This window comes from Defluviimonas sp. SAOS-178_SWC, from assembly GCF_039830135.1.
Classification (GTDB): Bacteria; Pseudomonadota; Alphaproteobacteria; order Rhodobacterales; family Rhodobacteraceae; genus Albidovulum.
The window spans coordinates 1,298,178-1,314,650 of record NZ_CP156081.1 but is presented as its reverse complement, the minus strand read 5'-3'; the positions used below and the strand labels follow the sequence as shown (position 1 = coordinate 1,314,650).

Annotated in this window: 14 protein-coding genes; 11 read left to right on the top strand and 3 right to left on the bottom strand. The window is 67.1% G+C overall.

Annotated elements, in window-relative coordinates; translation table 11 throughout:
- Positions 1-13: 13 nt before the first annotated feature.
- Genes hutI through V5734_RS07220 form a run of 3 tightly spaced genes read left to right on the top strand, consistent with a single transcriptional unit; the run spans position 14 to position 3,467 of the window.
- The gene (gene hutI / locus V5734_RS07230) at positions 14-1,261 is read left to right on the top strand and encodes an imidazolonepropionase (protein WP_347312831.1); all 1,248 of its coding nucleotides are present in this window, start codon (positions 14-16) and stop codon (positions 1,259-1,261) included.
- Complete coding sequence (gene hutG, locus V5734_RS07225) at positions 1,261-2,064, top strand: N-formylglutamate deformylase (RefSeq protein ID WP_347312830.1); 804 nt, start codon at positions 1,261-1,263, stop codon at positions 2,062-2,064. The genes hutI and hutG overlap by 1 nt, the downstream gene beginning before the upstream one ends.
- Before the next feature lie 11 nt (positions 2,065-2,075).
- On the top strand, positions 2,076-3,467 hold the full coding sequence (locus tag V5734_RS07220; RefSeq protein ID WP_347312829.1) for a formimidoylglutamate deiminase: 1,392 nt from the start codon (positions 2,076-2,078) through the stop codon (positions 3,465-3,467).
- Positions 3,468-3,498: 31 nt separating this feature from the next.
- Here V5734_RS07220 and V5734_RS07215 read toward each other — a convergent pair whose 3' ends face one another.
- Complete coding sequence (locus V5734_RS07215) at positions 3,499-4,392, bottom strand: LysR family transcriptional regulator (protein ID WP_347312828.1); 894 nt, start codon at positions 4,390-4,392, stop codon at positions 3,499-3,501.
- 96 nt (positions 4,393-4,488) lie between these two features.
- On the opposite strand from V5734_RS07215, the gene V5734_RS07210 reads away from it, so the two are divergent.
- Positions 4,489-5,706, top strand: a complete 1,218-nt coding sequence (locus V5734_RS07210) for a CaiB/BaiF CoA transferase family protein (RefSeq protein ID WP_347312827.1) — start codon at positions 4,489-4,491, stop codon at positions 5,704-5,706.
- Position 5,707: 1 nt separating this feature from the next.
- Positions 5,708-6,856, top strand: a complete 1,149-nt coding sequence (locus V5734_RS07205; protein ID WP_347312826.1) for an acyl-CoA dehydrogenase family protein — start codon at positions 5,708-5,710, stop codon at positions 6,854-6,856.
- 335 nt (positions 6,857-7,191) lie between these two features.
- Here the strand turns inward: V5734_RS07205 and cueR are convergent, their stop codons facing one another.
- A complete protein-coding gene (cueR, locus tag V5734_RS07200; protein WP_347312825.1) occupies positions 7,192-7,611 on the bottom strand; it encodes a Cu(I)-responsive transcriptional regulator in 420 nt (139 codons plus the stop codon).
- A gap of 14 nt (positions 7,612-7,625) precedes the next feature.
- Positions 7,626-10,133 carry a heavy metal translocating P-type ATPase gene (locus V5734_RS07195; protein ID WP_347312824.1) on the bottom strand — a complete coding sequence of 836 codons (2,508 nt, stop codon included), beginning with the start codon at positions 10,131-10,133 and terminating at the stop codon, positions 7,626-7,628.
- Positions 10,134-10,282: 149 nt separating this feature from the next.
- On the opposite strand from V5734_RS07195, the gene V5734_RS07190 reads away from it, so the two are divergent.
- From V5734_RS07190 to V5734_RS07165, 6 genes are all read left to right on the top strand, one after another.
- Entirely contained in the window at positions 10,283-10,489 is a 207-nt protein-coding gene (locus V5734_RS07190; RefSeq protein ID WP_347312823.1) for a heavy-metal-associated domain-containing protein, read from the top strand.
- 174 nt (positions 10,490-10,663) lie between these two features.
- Positions 10,664-10,900 carry a hypothetical protein gene (locus V5734_RS07185; protein WP_347312822.1) on the top strand — a complete coding sequence of 79 codons (237 nt, stop codon included), beginning with the start codon at positions 10,664-10,666 and terminating at the stop codon, positions 10,898-10,900.
- 33 nt (positions 10,901-10,933) lie between these two features.
- Positions 10,934-11,632 (top strand): MBL fold metallo-hydrolase, encoded by a 699-nt coding sequence (locus V5734_RS07180; protein ID WP_347312821.1) that lies wholly within the window; start codon positions 10,934-10,936, stop codon positions 11,630-11,632.
- The gene (locus V5734_RS07175; RefSeq protein ID WP_347312820.1) at positions 11,629-13,143 is read left to right on the top strand and encodes a thymidine phosphorylase family protein; all 1,515 of its coding nucleotides are present in this window, start codon (positions 11,629-11,631) and stop codon (positions 13,141-13,143) included. Before V5734_RS07180 ends, V5734_RS07175 begins: the two co-directional genes overlap by 4 nt.
- Complete coding sequence (locus tag V5734_RS07170) at positions 13,140-14,033, top strand: ribose-phosphate diphosphokinase (RefSeq protein ID WP_347312819.1); 894 nt, start codon at positions 13,140-13,142, stop codon at positions 14,031-14,033. The genes V5734_RS07175 and V5734_RS07170 overlap by 4 nt, the downstream gene beginning before the upstream one ends.
- 146 nt (positions 14,034-14,179) lie before the next feature.
- The gene (locus V5734_RS07165; protein ID WP_347313589.1) at positions 14,180-16,456 is read left to right on the top strand and encodes a copper-transporting P-type ATPase; all 2,277 of its coding nucleotides are present in this window, start codon (positions 14,180-14,182) and stop codon (positions 16,454-16,456) included.
- The last annotated feature ends 17 nt before the right edge of the window (positions 16,457-16,473 follow it).

Here is a 16,473-nt window from a genome sequence, read left to right as displayed (position 1 = left end):
GGAGGGCACCGGCATGACACGGATCACGACGCTTATCGAGAACGCAGGGCAGGTTCTGACCTGCGCACCCGACGCGGCCGATCTGGTCGGTGCCCTCAAGAACACGGTGGTGGCGATCAGCGGCAACGCGATCGCCGCCATCGGCAGCCCGGAGGAGATCGCCGCGGCGCATGACCTTTCGGCGGCGGAACGGATCGACGCCAAGGGCGGACTGGTGATGCCCGGCTTCGTCGACTGCCACACGCATCTGGTCTTCCACAAGTCGCGCGTCGAGGAATATGCCCAGAAGGTGCAGGGCAGGACGGCCGCAGAAATCCGCGCGATGGGCATTCCTGTCGGAATTACCGCGACCGCGCAGATGATGCGCGAGGCATCCTTGGAGGAACTGGTCGCCAGCGCGGCCGAACGGCTCGACCACATGCTGGCCTTTGGCACCACGACCGTCGAAAGCAAGAGCGGCTACGGGCTGAACACCGCGACCGAGATCAAGATGCTCGAGGTCAACCGCGAACTCGGCCACCGCCAGCCGATCGAAATCGTCTCGACCTTCCTTGGCGCGCACGAGTTTCCCGACGACAAGCCGCGCGAGGCCTATATCCGCGAGATCCTCGACGAGATGATCCCCGAGGTCGCGCGGCGCGGCCTGGCGGAGTTCAACGACGTCTACTGTGACGACGGCTACTACACGGTCGAGGAATCCCGCGCGATCCTGGAACGCGGCCTGGAACACGGGCTGAAGGTCAAGATCCATACCGACGCGTATTCGCACATCGGCGGCTCGAAGCTTGCGGCGGAGTTGAAGGCGGTATCGGCCGACCACATGAACTTCACTGATCCGTCCGAATACGCCGGCCTGCGCGAGGCGGGGGTGGTTTGCGTCGTCATGCCCGCGCTCGATTTCTCGGTCGGCCATTCGCGCCCGTTCGACGCGCGCGCGTTGATGGATGCAGGCATCACCGTGGCGCTGGCCACCGACATGTGCCCCGGCTGCTGGCTGGAATCGATGCCCTTCGTGGTGCAGCTCGCCTGCCGGCTTTACAAGTTCGGCCCGGCAGAGGCGATCCGGGCGGGAACGCTGCATGCCGCGATGGCGCTTGACCGCGGCGACCGGCTCGGCTCGCTGGAACCGGGCAAGGACGCCGACATCGCCATCTTTCCGTATCAACGCTATGAGGACATGGCCTATCGCTTGGGGCGCGGGCGGGCGCGGCTTGTGATGAAAGCCGGCAAGGTCGTCTTCCGCGATGCCGAGGGGGTATGATGCATCCCGTTGAGGTCATCGCGGGCGACAGCCCCGTCATCCTTGGCCAACCACATGGCGGGACGTGGCTGCCCGCTGCCGTGAAGGAACGGCTCAACGCGACGGGCGGGGCACTGGCCGATACCGACTGGCACATCGGACGGCTTTACGACGGGCTTCTGCCCGGCGCCACGGTGGTGCGGGCCACGTTCCATCGCTATCTGATCGACGCGAACCGCGATCCCGCCGGGGCCTCTCTGTATCCCGGCCAAAATACAACCGCGCTGTGCCCGATCACCGACTTCGACGGACGGCCGATCTGGGCGGACGGCGGCGAACCCGATGCCGGCGATATCACCGCGCGCCGGGCTGAATTCCACGCGCCCTATCACGCCGCGCTTGAAGCCGAGGTGGAGCGTGTCAAGGCGCGGCACGGCGTCGCCGTGGTCTATGACTGCCATTCGATCCGCTCGGACATCCCGTTCCTGTTTCCCGGCACGCTGCCGGTGTTCAATATCGGCACCAACGGCGGCGAGACCTGCAGCGCCACGATGACCGAAGCGGTCCTGGCAGCCTGCGAAGGCTCCGGCTTTCCGACCGTGCTGAACGGCCGCTTCAAGGGCGGCTGGACGACGCGGCACTACGGCCGCCCCGGCGCGGGCGTCCATGCGATCCAGATGGAGATCGCGCAGCGCGCCTATCTCGCCGCGGAATCGCCCCCCTGGGTCTTTGACGAAGTCCGCGCCGGGAAATTGCGCGCCGTTCTTGGCCCGATCCTTTCCGCGATCGACCGTCTGGCGCGGTCGGGCGCCCTGACTGATTGACGGAGACCACCATGACGACGATCTACGAGGTCGAACACCTGCATCAGCCCGACGGCTGGCTCTCGCCGGGCTATGTCGAAGTGGGGGCCGATGGCGTGATCCTGTCCGTCTCGGGCACAAGGCCGGACGGGCGTCCTGTCGAACGGCTTGGTGGTTTCGGCGTGCCGGGGCTGTCGAACCTGCATTCCCACGCCTTCCAGCGGGCGCTGGCGGGGCGGACCGAGTTCGTCACGGCGGCACGCGCCGAGGACAACCTCTGGACCTGGCGGAAGGAGATGTATCGGCTGGTCGACCGGCTCACGCCCGAGACCTATGAGGCGATCGCGGCGCTGGTCTATCTGGAGATGCTCCAGTTCGGCATGACGGCGGTCTGCGAGTTCCACTATGTCCACCACATGGCCGGCGGGGGCGCCCACGCGAACCCGGCCGAGATGTCCGACCGGCTGATCGCGGCGGCTGACCGCACCGGTCTGGGCCTGACGATCCTGCCGGTGCTTTACGCGCATGGCGGTATCGGCAGGCCGGTGGAGGAAACGCAGAAGCGTTTTGTGCATTCTGTGGACGATTATCTGAAGCTAATCGATACCCTGCGTGGGCGCCGGGATACGCACCGCAACCTCGCCGTGGGTCTCGCGCTGCATTCGCTGCGGGCCGTCACGCCGGACGAGGCGCGGGCCGTCCTGGCGGGAATGCAGGCGATGGATGCCAATGCGCGGCTGCACATCCACGTCTCCGAGACCACCCATGAGGTCGAGGAGGTGAAGGCGGGCCTTGGCGCGCGCCCCGTCCAGTGGCTTCTGGACAATGTCGGGCTCGACGACCGCTGGTGCCTCGTGCATGCCACCCATCTCGACGCGTCCGAGATCGCCGGTTCGGCGCAAAGCGGCGCGGTCGCCGGCATCTGCCCGCTGACCGAGGCGACGATGGGCGACGGCTTTTTCGCCCTGCCCGAATATCACGGCGCGGGTGGCGCCTGGGGTATCGGCACCGACAGCCATTATTCGACCTCGACGGCCGAGGAATTGCGCATTCTCGAATGCGGCAAGCGGCTGGAACTGCGGCGGCGCAATATCCTTGCCCGGCCGCAAGGCGGCGCGCCGGTCCATAGCGGCCGGGTTCTGTTCGACACCGCGCTGGCCGGGGGCGAGCAGGCCTCTGGGCAGGGCGGTGGCGCGATTGTCGCCGGACGTCGGGCCGATCTGGTCATGCTCGACCCGGAGTCCCACGTGCTGCTCGGCCACGGCCCCGACACCGTCCTCGACGCCTGGCTGCTCGGCGGCACCCAGAACCCGGTACGCGATGTCATGATCGGGGGACGCTGGGTCATCCGCGACGGCCGCCACCCCGAGGAGGAGGCGATCCGCGCGGCCTATCGCGCGGCGGCGGCCAGGCTCTTCGGCTAAGGACGGCCGGTCTTCGACGTGGGCGGTATGCTTACCGCCCCGCCATGCCGGTTGCGAAATACCGGCGGATTGCTTCCGTCGCCGCGGTCAGGGCCGGATTGGGGTGCGGTGCGGGAGTATTTGCAAGGACAAGACGTTGGCTTGGCACGGCGTCCAGGAGCGGCCTGTGAACAATCGCGGACGACGGCGGGGCGGCCCCTTCGCCGGGGGGCGTGACCAGAAGCGAAACGCCCAGGCCGACGGCGACCATGCGCCGGGCCATCTCGATCGAGCGGGTTTTCAGCCGTATCCGCGGCGACAGGCCAAGCTGCCAGAACGGGACCATCAGGAACTCGCGGCTGAGCGGCAGGTCGATCAGGATGAAGTCGCACTCCGCAAGCTCGGCGAGGCTGACCGCCTCGCGCATGGCGAGCGGATGGTCCCTTGGCAGAAGGGCGTGCGGGCGGACCTCGGTCAGAACGGTGCGCTCGGTTCCCGGCGGAAGACCGACATCGTAGCTCAGAGCGCAGTCGATCACACCGTTCGCAAGAAAGCGTGCAATCCCCTCCAGATCGCATTCTTGCAGTTCGAGTGTCATGTCGGGAAACGAGGTTTCGAGTTGCGCGGCGATGCCCGGAACCCATGTCGGCCCGAGCGTCGCGAAATACCCGAGCGCCAGCCTGAGCGGGGTGCCGGTGCGGGTCATCATCGTCTCGACCCGGGCGAGTATCTCGCGCGCCTCGCGGGCCGTCTCGGCGCCGAAGGGCGTCAGTTCCAGCCCCTGCGCCTGCCGCCGCAGGAAAAGCGCCCGGCCCAGATCCGCTTCAAGTTCCCGAATGGCGGCCGATATCGACGGTTGCGACACATTGAGGAGCGCGGCCGCGCGGGTCGCGCTGCCGGTCTGGGCAACGGCCGCGAAGTAGCGCAACTGGCGGAACGTTGGCATTATTCGATTTTCCTATTTTGATTGCTCGAATATAATTCTTTCTTCTGGATTGGCCCACTGCAATTCTGGCTCCGCAAAATCTTTCGGGAGCGGAGCATGAACACCCCCTGTCTGTCGAACATCCGCGTGCTGGACCTGACCCGCGTGCTGGCAGGGCCGTTCTGCACCGCGCTTCTGGCGGATCTCGGTGCCGAGGTGATCAAGATCGAGACACCCGGCGGCGACGACTACCGCCACGTGCCGCCGGTGGCTGATGGCACCGGCGCGCTGTTCCGGCTGCTCAATCGCGGCAAGAAGAGCGTCGCGCTGGACCTGCGCTCGGATCGCGGGCGGGACATCGTTCGGCAGCTTGCGCTGTCCAGCGACATTCTCGTTGAAAACTTCCGTCCGGGCGTGATGGAGAGCATGGGTCTTGGCCATGAGACGCTCGCGGCGGAAAATCCGGGGCTCATCCAGGTCTCGATCTCGGGTTTCGGTCGGGAAAGCCCGATGGGGGATCTGCCGGCCTATGACCTCGTGATCCAGGCCATGACCGGCTTCATGGACCTGACGGGCGAACCCGACGGGCCGCCCACGATGACGGGGGAATCGGTCGCCGACCTCGCCTCGGGCCTTTTTGCCTCATGGGCCGCGCTGGCGGCGCTGGTCGCGCGCGGGAATACGGGCAAGGGTCAGTTCGTCGACGTGGCGATGTACGACTGCCTGTTCAACCTGATGCCCGCCGGGCTTGCCCAGCATCTGCATGGCGACCGGGCGCCGACAAGGGTCGGGAACCGCCATCCGCTCGGCGCGCCCTTCGGCGTGTTCCGCGCCGCCGACGGCCACTACACGATCGCGGTGCTGAACCCGCGCCAGTTCGCGAAACTGGCCGAGGCGATGGGCCGGCCCGACCTTGCGCAGGATCCGCGGTTCTCGTCGAACGGGCCGCGCCACGACAACCACGCTGCCCTGAAGTCGCTGATCGAGATGTGGAGCAATCCGCTGCCGGTCGCCGAAGTACTGGAACGGCTGCACGCCCATGACGTTCCGGCCTCACCGATCCTCACCTTGCCCGAGGCTGTTGCCGGACCGCAGGTCACAGCGCGAGACCTGCTGCCGACCGTCCCGGCCGCCGGTGGCGGAGCCGAGCGTGTCATGGCCCAGCCGGTGCGCTTCTCCGCGATGCAAGCGCAGCCTGTGGCGGCGGCACCCGGCCTCGGCGCCGATGGGCCGGCCGTTCTGGCCGACCGGCTCGGCCTTCCGGCAGAGGAAATCGTCCGGCTGATCGAGGACGGCATCCTGCACGATTCAACCCACAACCCCGAGGGGGCCTGACATGCACGACAGTTTATTGACCGAAGACCAGCGCATGATCCGCGACAGCGCCCGCGCCTTCGCGCAGGAACGCCTTGCGCCGACGGCGGGGGAGCGCGACCGCGTCGGGGACTTTCCGCGCGACGAGATGGCGGCACTGGGTGGGCTCGGCTTTCTCGGCATGCTGGTGCCGGAACATCTGGGAGGCGTCGGCGCCGACCATGTCAGTTACGTGTTGGCCGTCGAGGAAGTTGCCGCCGCCGATGGCAGCATCGGGGCGATGATGGCGCTGCACAACGGACTGGTGTCGAGCCCCCTCCTCCACCACGGGTCCGAGATGCAGCAGAGCCGCTACCTCCGGCCACTGGCAGAGGGTCGGATCAACGGCGCCTTCGGCCTGACCGAGCCGGAAGCCGGGTCGAACGCCTTCGCGATCGCCACCAGGGCCCGGCGCTGCGAGGGTGGATACCGGCTTTCCGGCACCAAGCAGTTCATGTCGAACGGCAAGTCCGCCGACGTCGCCATTATCTTCGCCACGGTCGTGAACGAGGATCCGCGCCGCCGCATCACCGCCTTCCTGGTTCCGCCGTCGTCGCCGGGCTACAGTGTTCTCAGGGTCGAGGACAAGCTTGGTCTTTCGGTCTCCGAGACCTGCCAGGTGGGCCTTGAGGATGTCTTCGTGCCCGACGACCATATCCTCGGGACGGTCGGCGGCGGTTACGCGCTGGCGATGGGCACGCTCGAGCTCGGTCGGCTCGGGATCGCGGCGCAGTCGGTCGGTCTTGCAAGGGCGGCCTTCGACCACGCCCATGCCTATGCGCTCGAACGGCGCACGTTCGGCAAGCGGATCGTCGAGCATCAGGCCGTGGGCTTCCGGCTTGCCGACATGCGCATGAAGGTCGAAACCGCGCGCTGCTACCTGCACCATGCCGCACGCCTGCGCGATGCCGGGCAGGCCTGCAAGACCGAGGCGGCGATGGCCAAGCTCTACGCTTCCGAGAGTGCCGAATGGGTCGCCTCGGAGGCGATCCAGGTCCATGGTGGCTACGGCTACCTCAAGGACTTCGCGGTCGAGCGGATATATCGCGACGCGCGTATCTGCCGAATCTATGAGGGCACGAGCGACATCCAGCGCATGATCATCGCGGCCGAACTCTCCCGCACCGGCTGATGCTGGATCGGTCCTGGAAACCCGGATGGGATTGCCGCTGCGCACTTGTGTGCCGGCACTGGAGACCGTGCAGTGCCGGCGCGTCCATGCGTCCCGCCGGCATCGTGTTCACCCCACTATAGCTCCGGACCTTGGTGCAGCAGCGCCCGTGCGGACCGGGCTCAAAGGCGTTGCTCGGGGCACTGCGCCCGTCCTGAAGGCGATGACCGGTTCTTGGCGCGGTCGAGATCGATGGCATCCAGGATGGGCATCGTCTTTGCCACGCAGAACATTCCGGTTTTGGGGCGAGGCGTGTCCGAGCGCCCTCGACCCGCCTTTTCAGGTGAACCCGGCCCCTAGTCCAAGGGTCCGCCGTCAGGATTTTCGGATCGGTTTGCAGCCAGATCCGCGAGGATCGGGCAGTCGGGCCGGTGATCGCCGGCGCAGGCCTCGACGAGATGGGAAAGCGTCGCGCGCATCGCGGCAAGTTCCGCCAGTTTCTCATCGATCCGGTCAAGGTGCGCGCGCGCGATCTGCCGGACATCGGCGCTGGCCCGGTCGCGATCCTCGTAGAGCGTCAGGAGGTTGCGGCAGTCGTCAATGGTGAAGCCGAGCGACCGCGCCCGCCCGAGAAAGGCAAGCTTGTGGAGGTCGCTTTCCCTGAAGGCCCGATAGCCGTTGCTGCTGCGCAGGGGCTCGACAAGGCCGATATCCTCGTAATACCGGATGGTCTTTGCAGGTAGTCCCGACAGTCGTGAAACGTCTCCGATGTTCATATCGATCTCCCGTCTTATTCTGCGGCGGCCACAGCCAGTTCGGGGCCTATCGCCGCCACGCCGGGCTCTTCCCGCATGGCCGGCGCGATCCGGCGAAGGCGGAGCGCGTTTGTCAGGACGAAGACCGATGACAATGCCATTGCCCCTGCGGCAAGGACCGGCGACAGCAAAAGTCCGAAGGCCGGGTAGAGCGCCCCTGCCGCCACCGGGATCAGCGCGGTGTTGTAGCCGAACGCCCAGAACAGGTTTTCGCCGATGTTGCGCATCGTGCGGCGCGACACCTCGAAGGCGTTGACGACGCCGGCGAGATCGCCGGACATCAGCACGACATCGGCGGATTCGATGGCCACGTCAGTGCCGGTGCCGATAGCGATGCCGACATCGGCATGGGCAAGCGCGGGCGCGTCGTTGATCCCGTCACCGACGAACGCGAGCTTGCCGTCGCCGCGCAACTCATCGAGCGCCGCGACCTTGCCATCCGGCAGGACCCCGGCGACGATCGTGTCGATGCCGATCGCGCGGCCGATGGCCTCGGCGGTCGCGCGCTTGTCTCCGGTGATCATCGCGACCTTGAGGCCCCGGGCGTGCAGCGCCGCGATGGCGGCCCCGGTGGTGGGCTTCACCGGGTCGGACACGGCGATCGCGGCGGCGAGGCGGCCGTCGATGGCGGCGAAGAGCGCCGTCTTGCCCTCACCCGCGAGCCTGGCCTCCTCACGGGTCAACAGGGAGATGTCCACCCCCTCGCGCGTCATGAGCCGGTCGGCGCCGACCGCGACGGTGCGGCCCCCAACCGTTCCCCGGACGCCGTGGCCGGTGACCGAGCTGAAATCCGCCACCGCCGGCACGGTCATGCCGGCGGCGCGGGCGGCGCGCAGGATGGCTTCGCCAACGGGATGCTCCGACGCCTGTTCGACAGCGGCAATCAGCGGCAGGATATCGCCCCGCGAAAAACCCGGCGCCGGGATCAGGTCGGTCAGTTCCGGCCGGCCGAGCGTCAGCGTGCCGGTCTTGTCGAAGGCGACGACCCTGACCGACGACAGTTCCTGAAGCGCGTCGCCCTTGCGGAAAAGAACGCCGAGTTCCGCCGCACGCCCGGTGCCGACCATGATCGAGGTGGGCGTGGCCAGCCCCATCGCACAGGGGCAGGCGATGATCAGAACCGAAACCCCCGCGACCAGCGCGAGCGACAGCGCCGGGGTCGGCCCGATAAGAAGCCAGACAAGAACCGTCAGCGCGGCCGCCCCAAGAACGGCCGGAACGAACCAGAGCGTGATCCGGTCCACCAGGCCCTGAATGGGCAGCTTGGCGCCCTGCGCCTCCTCGACCATGCGGATGATTTGCGCCAGCGTCGTCTCCGCCCCGACCCGCGTGACACGGAAGCGGAAGCTGCCCGCGCCGTTCACCGTGCCGCCGGTCACCGCCGCGCCCCGGCTCTTGGCGACGGGAGCCGGCTCTCCGGTGATCATGCTTTCGTCGACATGGCTGTTTCCGTCGATCACCTCGCCGTCCACCGCGATGCGCTCGCCCGGACGCACGATCAGCACGTCACCCACCACGATATCGTCGATGGGAAGTTCGACCGCCGCGCCATTGCGTTCCACCCTTGCGGTGCGAACCTGAAGGCCGAGGAGCTTCTGGATCGCTGCGCCGGTGCGCCCCTTGGCGCACGCCTCGAGATAGCGGCCAAGGAGGATCAGCACGACGATCACCGCCGCCGCCTCGAAATAGACGGCGCGCACGCCCTCGGGCAGCAGGGCCGGCGCGAAGGTGGCGATCACCGAAAAGGCATAGGCGGCGGCGGTGCCGAGCGCGACGAGGCTGTTCATGTCCGGCGCCCCCTTGAGGAGCGCCGGGAACCCCTTGGCGTAGAACCCGCGCCCGGGTCCGAACAGCACGACCGAAGTCAGGATGAACTGAATGACCCAGCTCGTCTGATGCCCGATTGTCCTGCCGATCAGGCCATGAAAGCCGGGGATCAGGTGACCGCCCATCTCCAAAAGGAAGACCGGCAGGGCGAGGGCGGCGGCAACGGCCATGCGGCGGGCGTAGCTACGCGCCTCGGCCTCCTTGCGGTCGCTGCGATCCTCGGCTTTCGCCGCGTCGGCGACCGTGGCAGGATAGCCCGCGTCACGCGCCGCCGCGAGAAGGTCGGCCATCGTGACCGCACCTTCGAGATAGCTCACCGTCGCGGTCTCGGCGGCAAGATTGACGTTGACGTCGAGAACGCCCGGCACCGCCGCAAGCGCCCGGTCCACCCGCCCCACGCAGGACGCGCAGGACATCGATTCGACGGTGAGGATCACCTTGTTCGTCCGCGCCGGATAGCCCGCGGCCGAAAGCGCCTCGGAAACGTCGGCGACCCGCACCGACGGGTCGAGCGACAGTCTTGCGGATTCGCTCGCCAGATTGACCGCGACATCTGCAACCCCCGGAACGGCCCGCAGCGCGCGATCCACGCGCCCGACACATGAGGCGCAGGTCATGCCCTCGATGGACAGGTTGACCGATCTCAGCTCTGGCATTTGGCGACTCCGCATCTACATCGGCGTCCACGTAATGGTTCCACCAACTGGAAGGTCAAGCACTGCCGCGAATCTTTTTGGCGAAGACGGCCTCTTGACCTTCCCGCGCCGGAACGTGCGACAGCGGGATTCGCAAGAAGGAGGTTCCCATGACCAGGTTCGATGTTCCCGAAATGAGTTGCGGACACTGCACCGCGGCGATCCGCAATGCCGTCACTGCCGTTGAACCTTCGGCCCGAGTGGAGTGCGACCTGAACGCGCGGGTCGTCTCGGTCGAGAGCGCGCTCGGCGATGAAGCGGTTGTCCTGGCGATCAAGAAGGCGGGCTACGATGCAACCGCTATCGTCGCTGCCTAGACAACGGCTGGCCGCGCGACTGGCATTCGGAACCAGTCGCGCGCCTTCGCCAGGTATTCTTCCAGTTGCGGCCGATCCGCGAGACCAGGGACGAGACCACCGCCGGTCACGAAGGATGGCGTGCCCTGAAAGCCAGGTCATCATCCCTGACGCCGCGTGGGTCAGCATGTGGCGGTGCAAAAGCCAGTTGCCGGCACGGTTCAGGAACAGCCGCGTGGCAATGGAAAGACGCTTCGGAGCTTCGACATCGGCGGCGAGGTCCACGGGATCGGCTTGGCCGATGACGACAGGAAGCTCTTCGTCTCGGGCCGCACCGAGCCGAAGGCTTGGATGATCGACGCTGCGACACGGGGCGAACCCGGTATAATATCTGTCAAAGGCAAAGGCTATCAGATGGTGGTGCCGCCCTGACCGGATGCCCATATAAGGGACAGGATCGGGACCATGCCAAAGCAAACCAGTCCGACACTCCGCTTCCTCGGCGCGGCCGGGAGCGGGACCGGCTCGCGCTATCTGATCGAAGTCGGGGACCGCCGTATCCTGGTCGATTGCGGCCTCTTCCAGGGGTTCAAGACGCTGAGGGACCGCAACCGCAAGCCGTTCCCGGTGCGCCCCTCCACGATCGACACGGTGCTTCTGAGCCATGCCCATCTCGATCATTCCGGCTACCTGCCCGACAGCGGACATACTCACGAAGAAGGGGCGCGATGTGCCCGCAAGCACGGGCATTCCAAACTCAAGAAACTGACGCCGCCAAATACACGCGCCGATGCCGCGGCGGCGCTGGAGTGGCTGCGCGTGATCCCGTTCAGGACGCCCGTCGATCTCGGCGACGGCGTCCGCGTCGAGTTCATCCCGGCAGGCCATCTTCCTGGCGCCGCGCAAATCCGGCTCAGCCGGCACGGAACGACGGTTCTGTTCAGCGGCGATCTCGGGCGGCAGAACGACGCGCTGATGCAGCCGCCGCGGCCGTTCTCCGGCGCCGACCAGAGGAGATTGCGCATGTTTGGACGGGATTTCCCGATCCGCCCCGAGGTGATCCAGCTAGAGGCGTTTTCATGCCACGCCGACGCGGACGAACTCATGAACTGGATGCGCGCGCCCGAGCACATCGAGACGATCCGGCTGGACAATCCCGAATGACGACGATCGACAACACCCTCCCCCTCACCCGCGCCGGGATCGACACCTACCGGCAGCCCGTAGTCTTCATGCGCGAGGACTGTCATGTCTGCCGGGCCGAGGGCTTTGCCGCCCTGACCCGGATCGAGGTAACCCTGGGCGGCCGCTCGATCATCGCCACGCTGAACGTGCTGACCGATGGCGACTGGCTGCCGGCGGATACCGCCGCGCTCTCGGAAGAGGCCTGGGCGATCCTGCAACCCGAACCGGGCGACCGCGCCAGCTTTTCCCACCCCGAGCCGCCGGCCTCCGTCTCGGCGATCCGCGCCAAGGTCTACGGCGAGACCTTGGGACAGGACCAGTTCGACGCCATCATTCTCGACGTGCTCGACCACAGGCTCTCCGACCTCGACCTTGCCGCCTTCATCACCGCCTGCGCCGGCGAACGGCTTTCCATCGCCGAAACCATCGTACTGACCCGATCCATGCAGGCGGCGGGCGAGACGCTGGACTGGGGCGGGGCCGAGGTCTTCGACAAGCACTGCGTCGGCGGTCTTCCCGGCAACCGCACGACGCCCATCGTCGTCTCGATCGTCGCGGCCGCCGGCCTGATGATCCCAAAGACATCGTCGCGCGCGATCACCTCGCCCGCCGGGACGGCGGACACGATGGAGGTGATGGCGCCGGTCGCGCTCGACATCCCCGCGCTGCGACGCGTGGTCGAAGCCGAGGGCGGCTGCATCGTCTGGGGCGGCAACCTCGCGCTCAGCCCGGCCGATGACCTGCTGATCCGGATCGAACGGCCGCTCGATTTCGACAGCGACGGGCAGCTCGTTGCCAGCGTGCTGTCGAAGAAGGCGGCCGTGGGGGCGAGGCGCGTCCTGATCGACGTTCCGGTCGGTCCCACGGCCAAAGTCCGTTCCGCAGACAGCGCCACCGCGCTTGAAACGCGGCTCAGGGCCGTGGGCGAGGCGATCGACCTGACGCTTTCGATCCACCAGAGCGACGGCACCGCGCCGGTCGGGCGCGGGATCGGGCCGGCGCTTGAGGCGCAGGACGTTCTGGCGGTGCTGCGCCGCGACAAGGATGCCCCCGCCGATCTGCGCGACCGAGCGCTCGACCTTGCCGGGGCGCTGCTGGACCTCGCCCCCGGAGCGGAGACAAAATGCGGGCGCGCGGCGGCGGAGCGGCTTCTCGACGGGGGTGCCGCCGAGGCGAAGTTCATGGCCATCTGCGAGGCCCAGGGCGGCTTCAGCGAGCCGGGCGAGGCGCGGTATCATGCGGTGGTGACGGCCGGCACCACGGGACATCTCACCGCCATCGACAACCGCCGCATCGCGCGCATTGCGAAACTTGCCGGGGCGCCACGCCAGAAGCTCGCGGGTTTGCGCCTTCTGGCCCGCGTCGGCGACCGGATCGACCCCGGAAGGCCACTGTTTGAGATCCATGCCGAAACCCTGGGGGAACTGGAATACGCCCGGTCCTATGCTGACGCGCAGACCGGCCTCTTCGCGATCGTGGAGGACGGATGATACAAATCCTTGCCCCCTTTCCCGGCATGGAGCCGCTGGCACGCGGCATGGCCGCCGCAACCGGCGCCGAAATCCAGCCGGTCGGCCTGCACCGCTTTCCCGACGGCGAAACCCTCGTGACGCTCGGCGGCGATCCTTCCGGGCGCGACGTTGCCATCCTCGCCACGTTGCGCGACCCCGACCGGCTTGCCTTGCCGCTGCGCTTCGTCGCGGCGACGGCGCGCGAACTCGGCGCCGCGCGCGTGGGCCTTGTCGCGCCCTATCTCGGATACATGCGCCAGGACGCGCGGTTCCACCCGCGCGAGGCGGTGAGCGCCCCGATCTTCGCCGCCTTCCTCGATGACTGTTTTGATTGGCTGTTGACAGCCGACCCCCACCTGCACCGGAATCCCAGCCTTTCTAACCTGTTCCGCATCCCCGCGCGCCGCGTCGCCACCGCCCCTCTTCTCGCGACGTGGATCGCAGAGAACGTGCCCGATGCGGTCCTCCTCGGCCCCGACGGCGAAAGCCGGCAGTGGGTGGCCGAGGTCGCGCAGCGGGCCGGCCGCCCGTACGAAGTGCTGACCAAGCACCGCTCTGGCGACCGCCAGGTCGAGATCAGCCTGCCCGACAGTGCCGTTCTCCGGCAGGGGAGGCCGGTGATCCTCGACGACATCGCCTCCTCCGGCCGCACATTGATCCAGACACTCGAACAGCTTCGTGCCCTCGATATGCCGCCTGCGATCTGCGTCGTGATCCACGCCGTCTTCGCGGACGAAGCGGAAGAGGCGATCCGCCGCGCCGGCGCCGCGCGGATCGTCAGCACGGATTCCATCCCGCATCCGACCAACGCGATCGGCATCGCCGGGATACTTGCCGGCGGGATGAAAGCGGTTGCGGAAGGGCCTTGACCTTCCAGTTGCTGGAAGCACTACGGTCGCAGGGAACGACGCGAAAGGACACCCGAATGAACGAGAGCCATTCACATCGCGGCCATACCGCCGTTTCCGATGACACCGTCCCACCGGGTTTTGAGGGCACCGTCTACACCTGTCCGATGCATCCCGAGATCCGGCGCCCGGAACCGGGCGATTGTCCGAAATGCAACATGCACCTGGTGCCAGAAGGCGAAGCCACTCCGCATCACGGCCATCGTCACGCCGAGCCGGACGCGACGAAGGGCAGCTACGACGCGGTTCCCGCCAACTATGCCGGGCCGGTCTATACCTGCCCGATGCATCCGGAAGTGCGCCAGACCCATCCCGGCTCCTGTCCGATCTGCGGCATGGGGCTGGAGCTCGAATCCGCCGCGATGGAAGCCGAAGGGCCGAACCCTGAACTGTTGGACTTTACTCGCAGGTTCTGGGTGGGAGTCGTCCTGACCGTTCCTTTGCTGGTGCTGACGATGGGGCCGTATCTCGGGCTTGGCGGCGTGCGCGAGCTCTTCGGAGAGCGCGCGACGCTCTGGATTGAATTCGCGCTTGGGACACCTGTGGTTCTGTGGTGCGGCTGGCCGTTCCTCCTGCGCGGCTGGACGTCGTTCAGGACGATGCACCTCAACATGTTCAGCCTGATCGCCATGGGTGTGACCGCGGCATGGACGTTCAGCGTCGTCGCTGTGCTCGTGCCAGGAATCTTCCCGGACGGATTTCGCGATGCCGCAGGCCATGTCGGCGTCTATTTCGAGGCCGCCGCGGTGATCGTGACGCTCGTGCTTCTGGGACAGGTCATGGAACTGCGCGCCCGCGAGGGCACCGGCAAGGCGATCCGCGCGCTTCTGGACATGGCGGCCAAGACCGCCCGCGTCCTCCGCGACGACGGCAGCGAGGAGGAAGTGCCCCTGGAGCATGTCGGGGTCGGCGACCGGCTGCGCATCCGCCCCGGCGACAAGGTGCCCGTCGATGGCGTGGTGGTCGAGGGCCGATCCTCGATCGACGAGTCGATGATCTCCGGCGAGCCGGTCCCTGTCGAGAAGGTCGCGGGCGATGTCGTCACCGGCGCCACGATCAACGGCACCGGAAGCCTGATCATGGAAGCGACCCGCGTCGGGGCCGACACGATGCTGAACCAGATCGTCGAGATGGTGGCGAATGCGCAAAGAAGCCGGGCACCGATCCAGAAATACGCCGACAAGGTCGCGGGCATCTTCGTGCCGGCGGTGATCGGTATCGCGGTTCTGTCGTTTATCGGCTGGGCTCTCTGGGGGCCGGCGCCGGCACTTTCCTACGCACTCATCGCGGCCGTGGCGGTCCTGATCATCGCCTGTCCCTGTGCCCTGGGGCTCGCCACGCCGATGTCGATCATGACCGCCACGGGACGCGGCGCCCAGGCGGGCGTCCTGATCAAGAATGCCGAGGCGCTGGAACGGTTCGAGAAGGTCGACACGCTCATCGTCGACAAGACCGGAACGCTGACGGAAGGCAAGCCGAGGCTCGTCGGCGTCTTTCCCGAGAAGGGCCATGACAAGGCTGAGGTGCTGCGTCTTGCCGCCTCGCTCGAGCGCGGCTCGGAACATCCGCTGGCCGAGGCGATCGTCAGGGGGGCAGAGGATACTGGCATCGAGATGACCGAGGCCCGGGATTTCGAGGCGGTGACCGGCAAGGGAGTAAAGGGCAAGGTCGACGGGAAACCCGTTGCGCTCGGCAATCTGAAACTCGTTCAGGAGATGGGTCTCGAGGCGGCTGCGCTGGCCGAAAAGGCAAACCTCCGCCGCGACGAAGGCGAGACCGTGATGTTCGTGGTGGTGAACGGCCATATTGCCGGACTCGTCAGCGTCGCCGATCCGGTGAAGGAAACCACGCCCGCCGCGCTGAAGGCGCTGCATGATCTTGGGTTCCGCATCATCATGGCCACCGGCGACAACGAGCGTACGGCGAAAGCCGTGGCCGGACGTCTCGGCATCGACGAGATCCGCGCCGACGTTCTGCCCGAGGACAAGGCCCGCATCATCAAGGAGTTGCAGGATGGCGGCGCCAAGGTCGCGATGGCCGGCGACGGTGTCAACGACGCGCCCGCGCTGGCGCAGGCCGATGTCGGCATCGCGATGGGCACCGGCGCCGATGTCGCGATCGAAAGCGCGGGCTTCACGCTCGTCAAGGGCAATCTCGACGGGATCGTCCGCGCCCGCAAATTGGCCCGCGCGACGATGCGCAACATCCGCCAGAACCTGTTCTTCGCGCTGATCTACAACGCCGCAGGCGTCCCGGTCGCGGCGGGCGTGCTGTTCCCGGTCCTCGGTATCCTCGTCAGCCCGATGTTCGCCGCCTTCGCGATGAGCGCCTCCTCGATCTCGGTGGTGATCAACGCGCTCCGACTGCGGAGCGCCAGGATCTGACGAAAGCTCTGCAAGAT

Coding starts and splice junctions, on each gene's coding strand:
- hutI (WP_347312831.1), top strand. CDS start 14: ATGACACGGATCACGACGCTTATCGAGAACGCAGGGCAGGTTCTGACC.
- hutG (WP_347312830.1), top strand. CDS start 1,261: ATGCATCCCGTTGAGGTCATCGCGGGCGACAGCCCCGTCATCCTTGGC.
- V5734_RS07220 (WP_347312829.1), top strand. CDS start 2,076: ATGACGACGATCTACGAGGTCGAACACCTGCATCAGCCCGACGGCTGG.
- V5734_RS07215 (WP_347312828.1), bottom strand. CDS start 4,392: ATGCCAACGTTCCGCCAGTTGCGCTACTTCGCGGCCGTTGCCCAGACC.
- V5734_RS07210 (WP_347312827.1), top strand. CDS start 4,489: ATGAACACCCCCTGTCTGTCGAACATCCGCGTGCTGGACCTGACCCGC.
- V5734_RS07205 (WP_347312826.1), top strand. CDS start 5,708: ATGCACGACAGTTTATTGACCGAAGACCAGCGCATGATCCGCGACAGC.
- cueR (WP_347312825.1), bottom strand. CDS start 7,611: ATGAACATCGGAGACGTTTCACGACTGTCGGGACTACCTGCAAAGACC.
- V5734_RS07195 (WP_347312824.1), bottom strand. CDS start 10,133: ATGCCAGAGCTGAGATCGGTCAACCTGTCCATCGAGGGCATGACCTGC.
- V5734_RS07190 (WP_347312823.1), top strand. CDS start 10,283: ATGACCAGGTTCGATGTTCCCGAAATGAGTTGCGGACACTGCACCGCG.
- V5734_RS07180 (WP_347312821.1), top strand. CDS start 10,934: ATGCCAAAGCAAACCAGTCCGACACTCCGCTTCCTCGGCGCGGCCGGG.
- V5734_RS07175 (WP_347312820.1), top strand. CDS start 11,629: ATGACGACGATCGACAACACCCTCCCCCTCACCCGCGCCGGGATCGAC.
- V5734_RS07170 (WP_347312819.1), top strand. CDS start 13,140: ATGATACAAATCCTTGCCCCCTTTCCCGGCATGGAGCCGCTGGCACGC.
- V5734_RS07165 (WP_347313589.1), top strand. CDS start 14,180: ATGCATCCCGAGATCCGGCGCCCGGAACCGGGCGATTGTCCGAAATGC.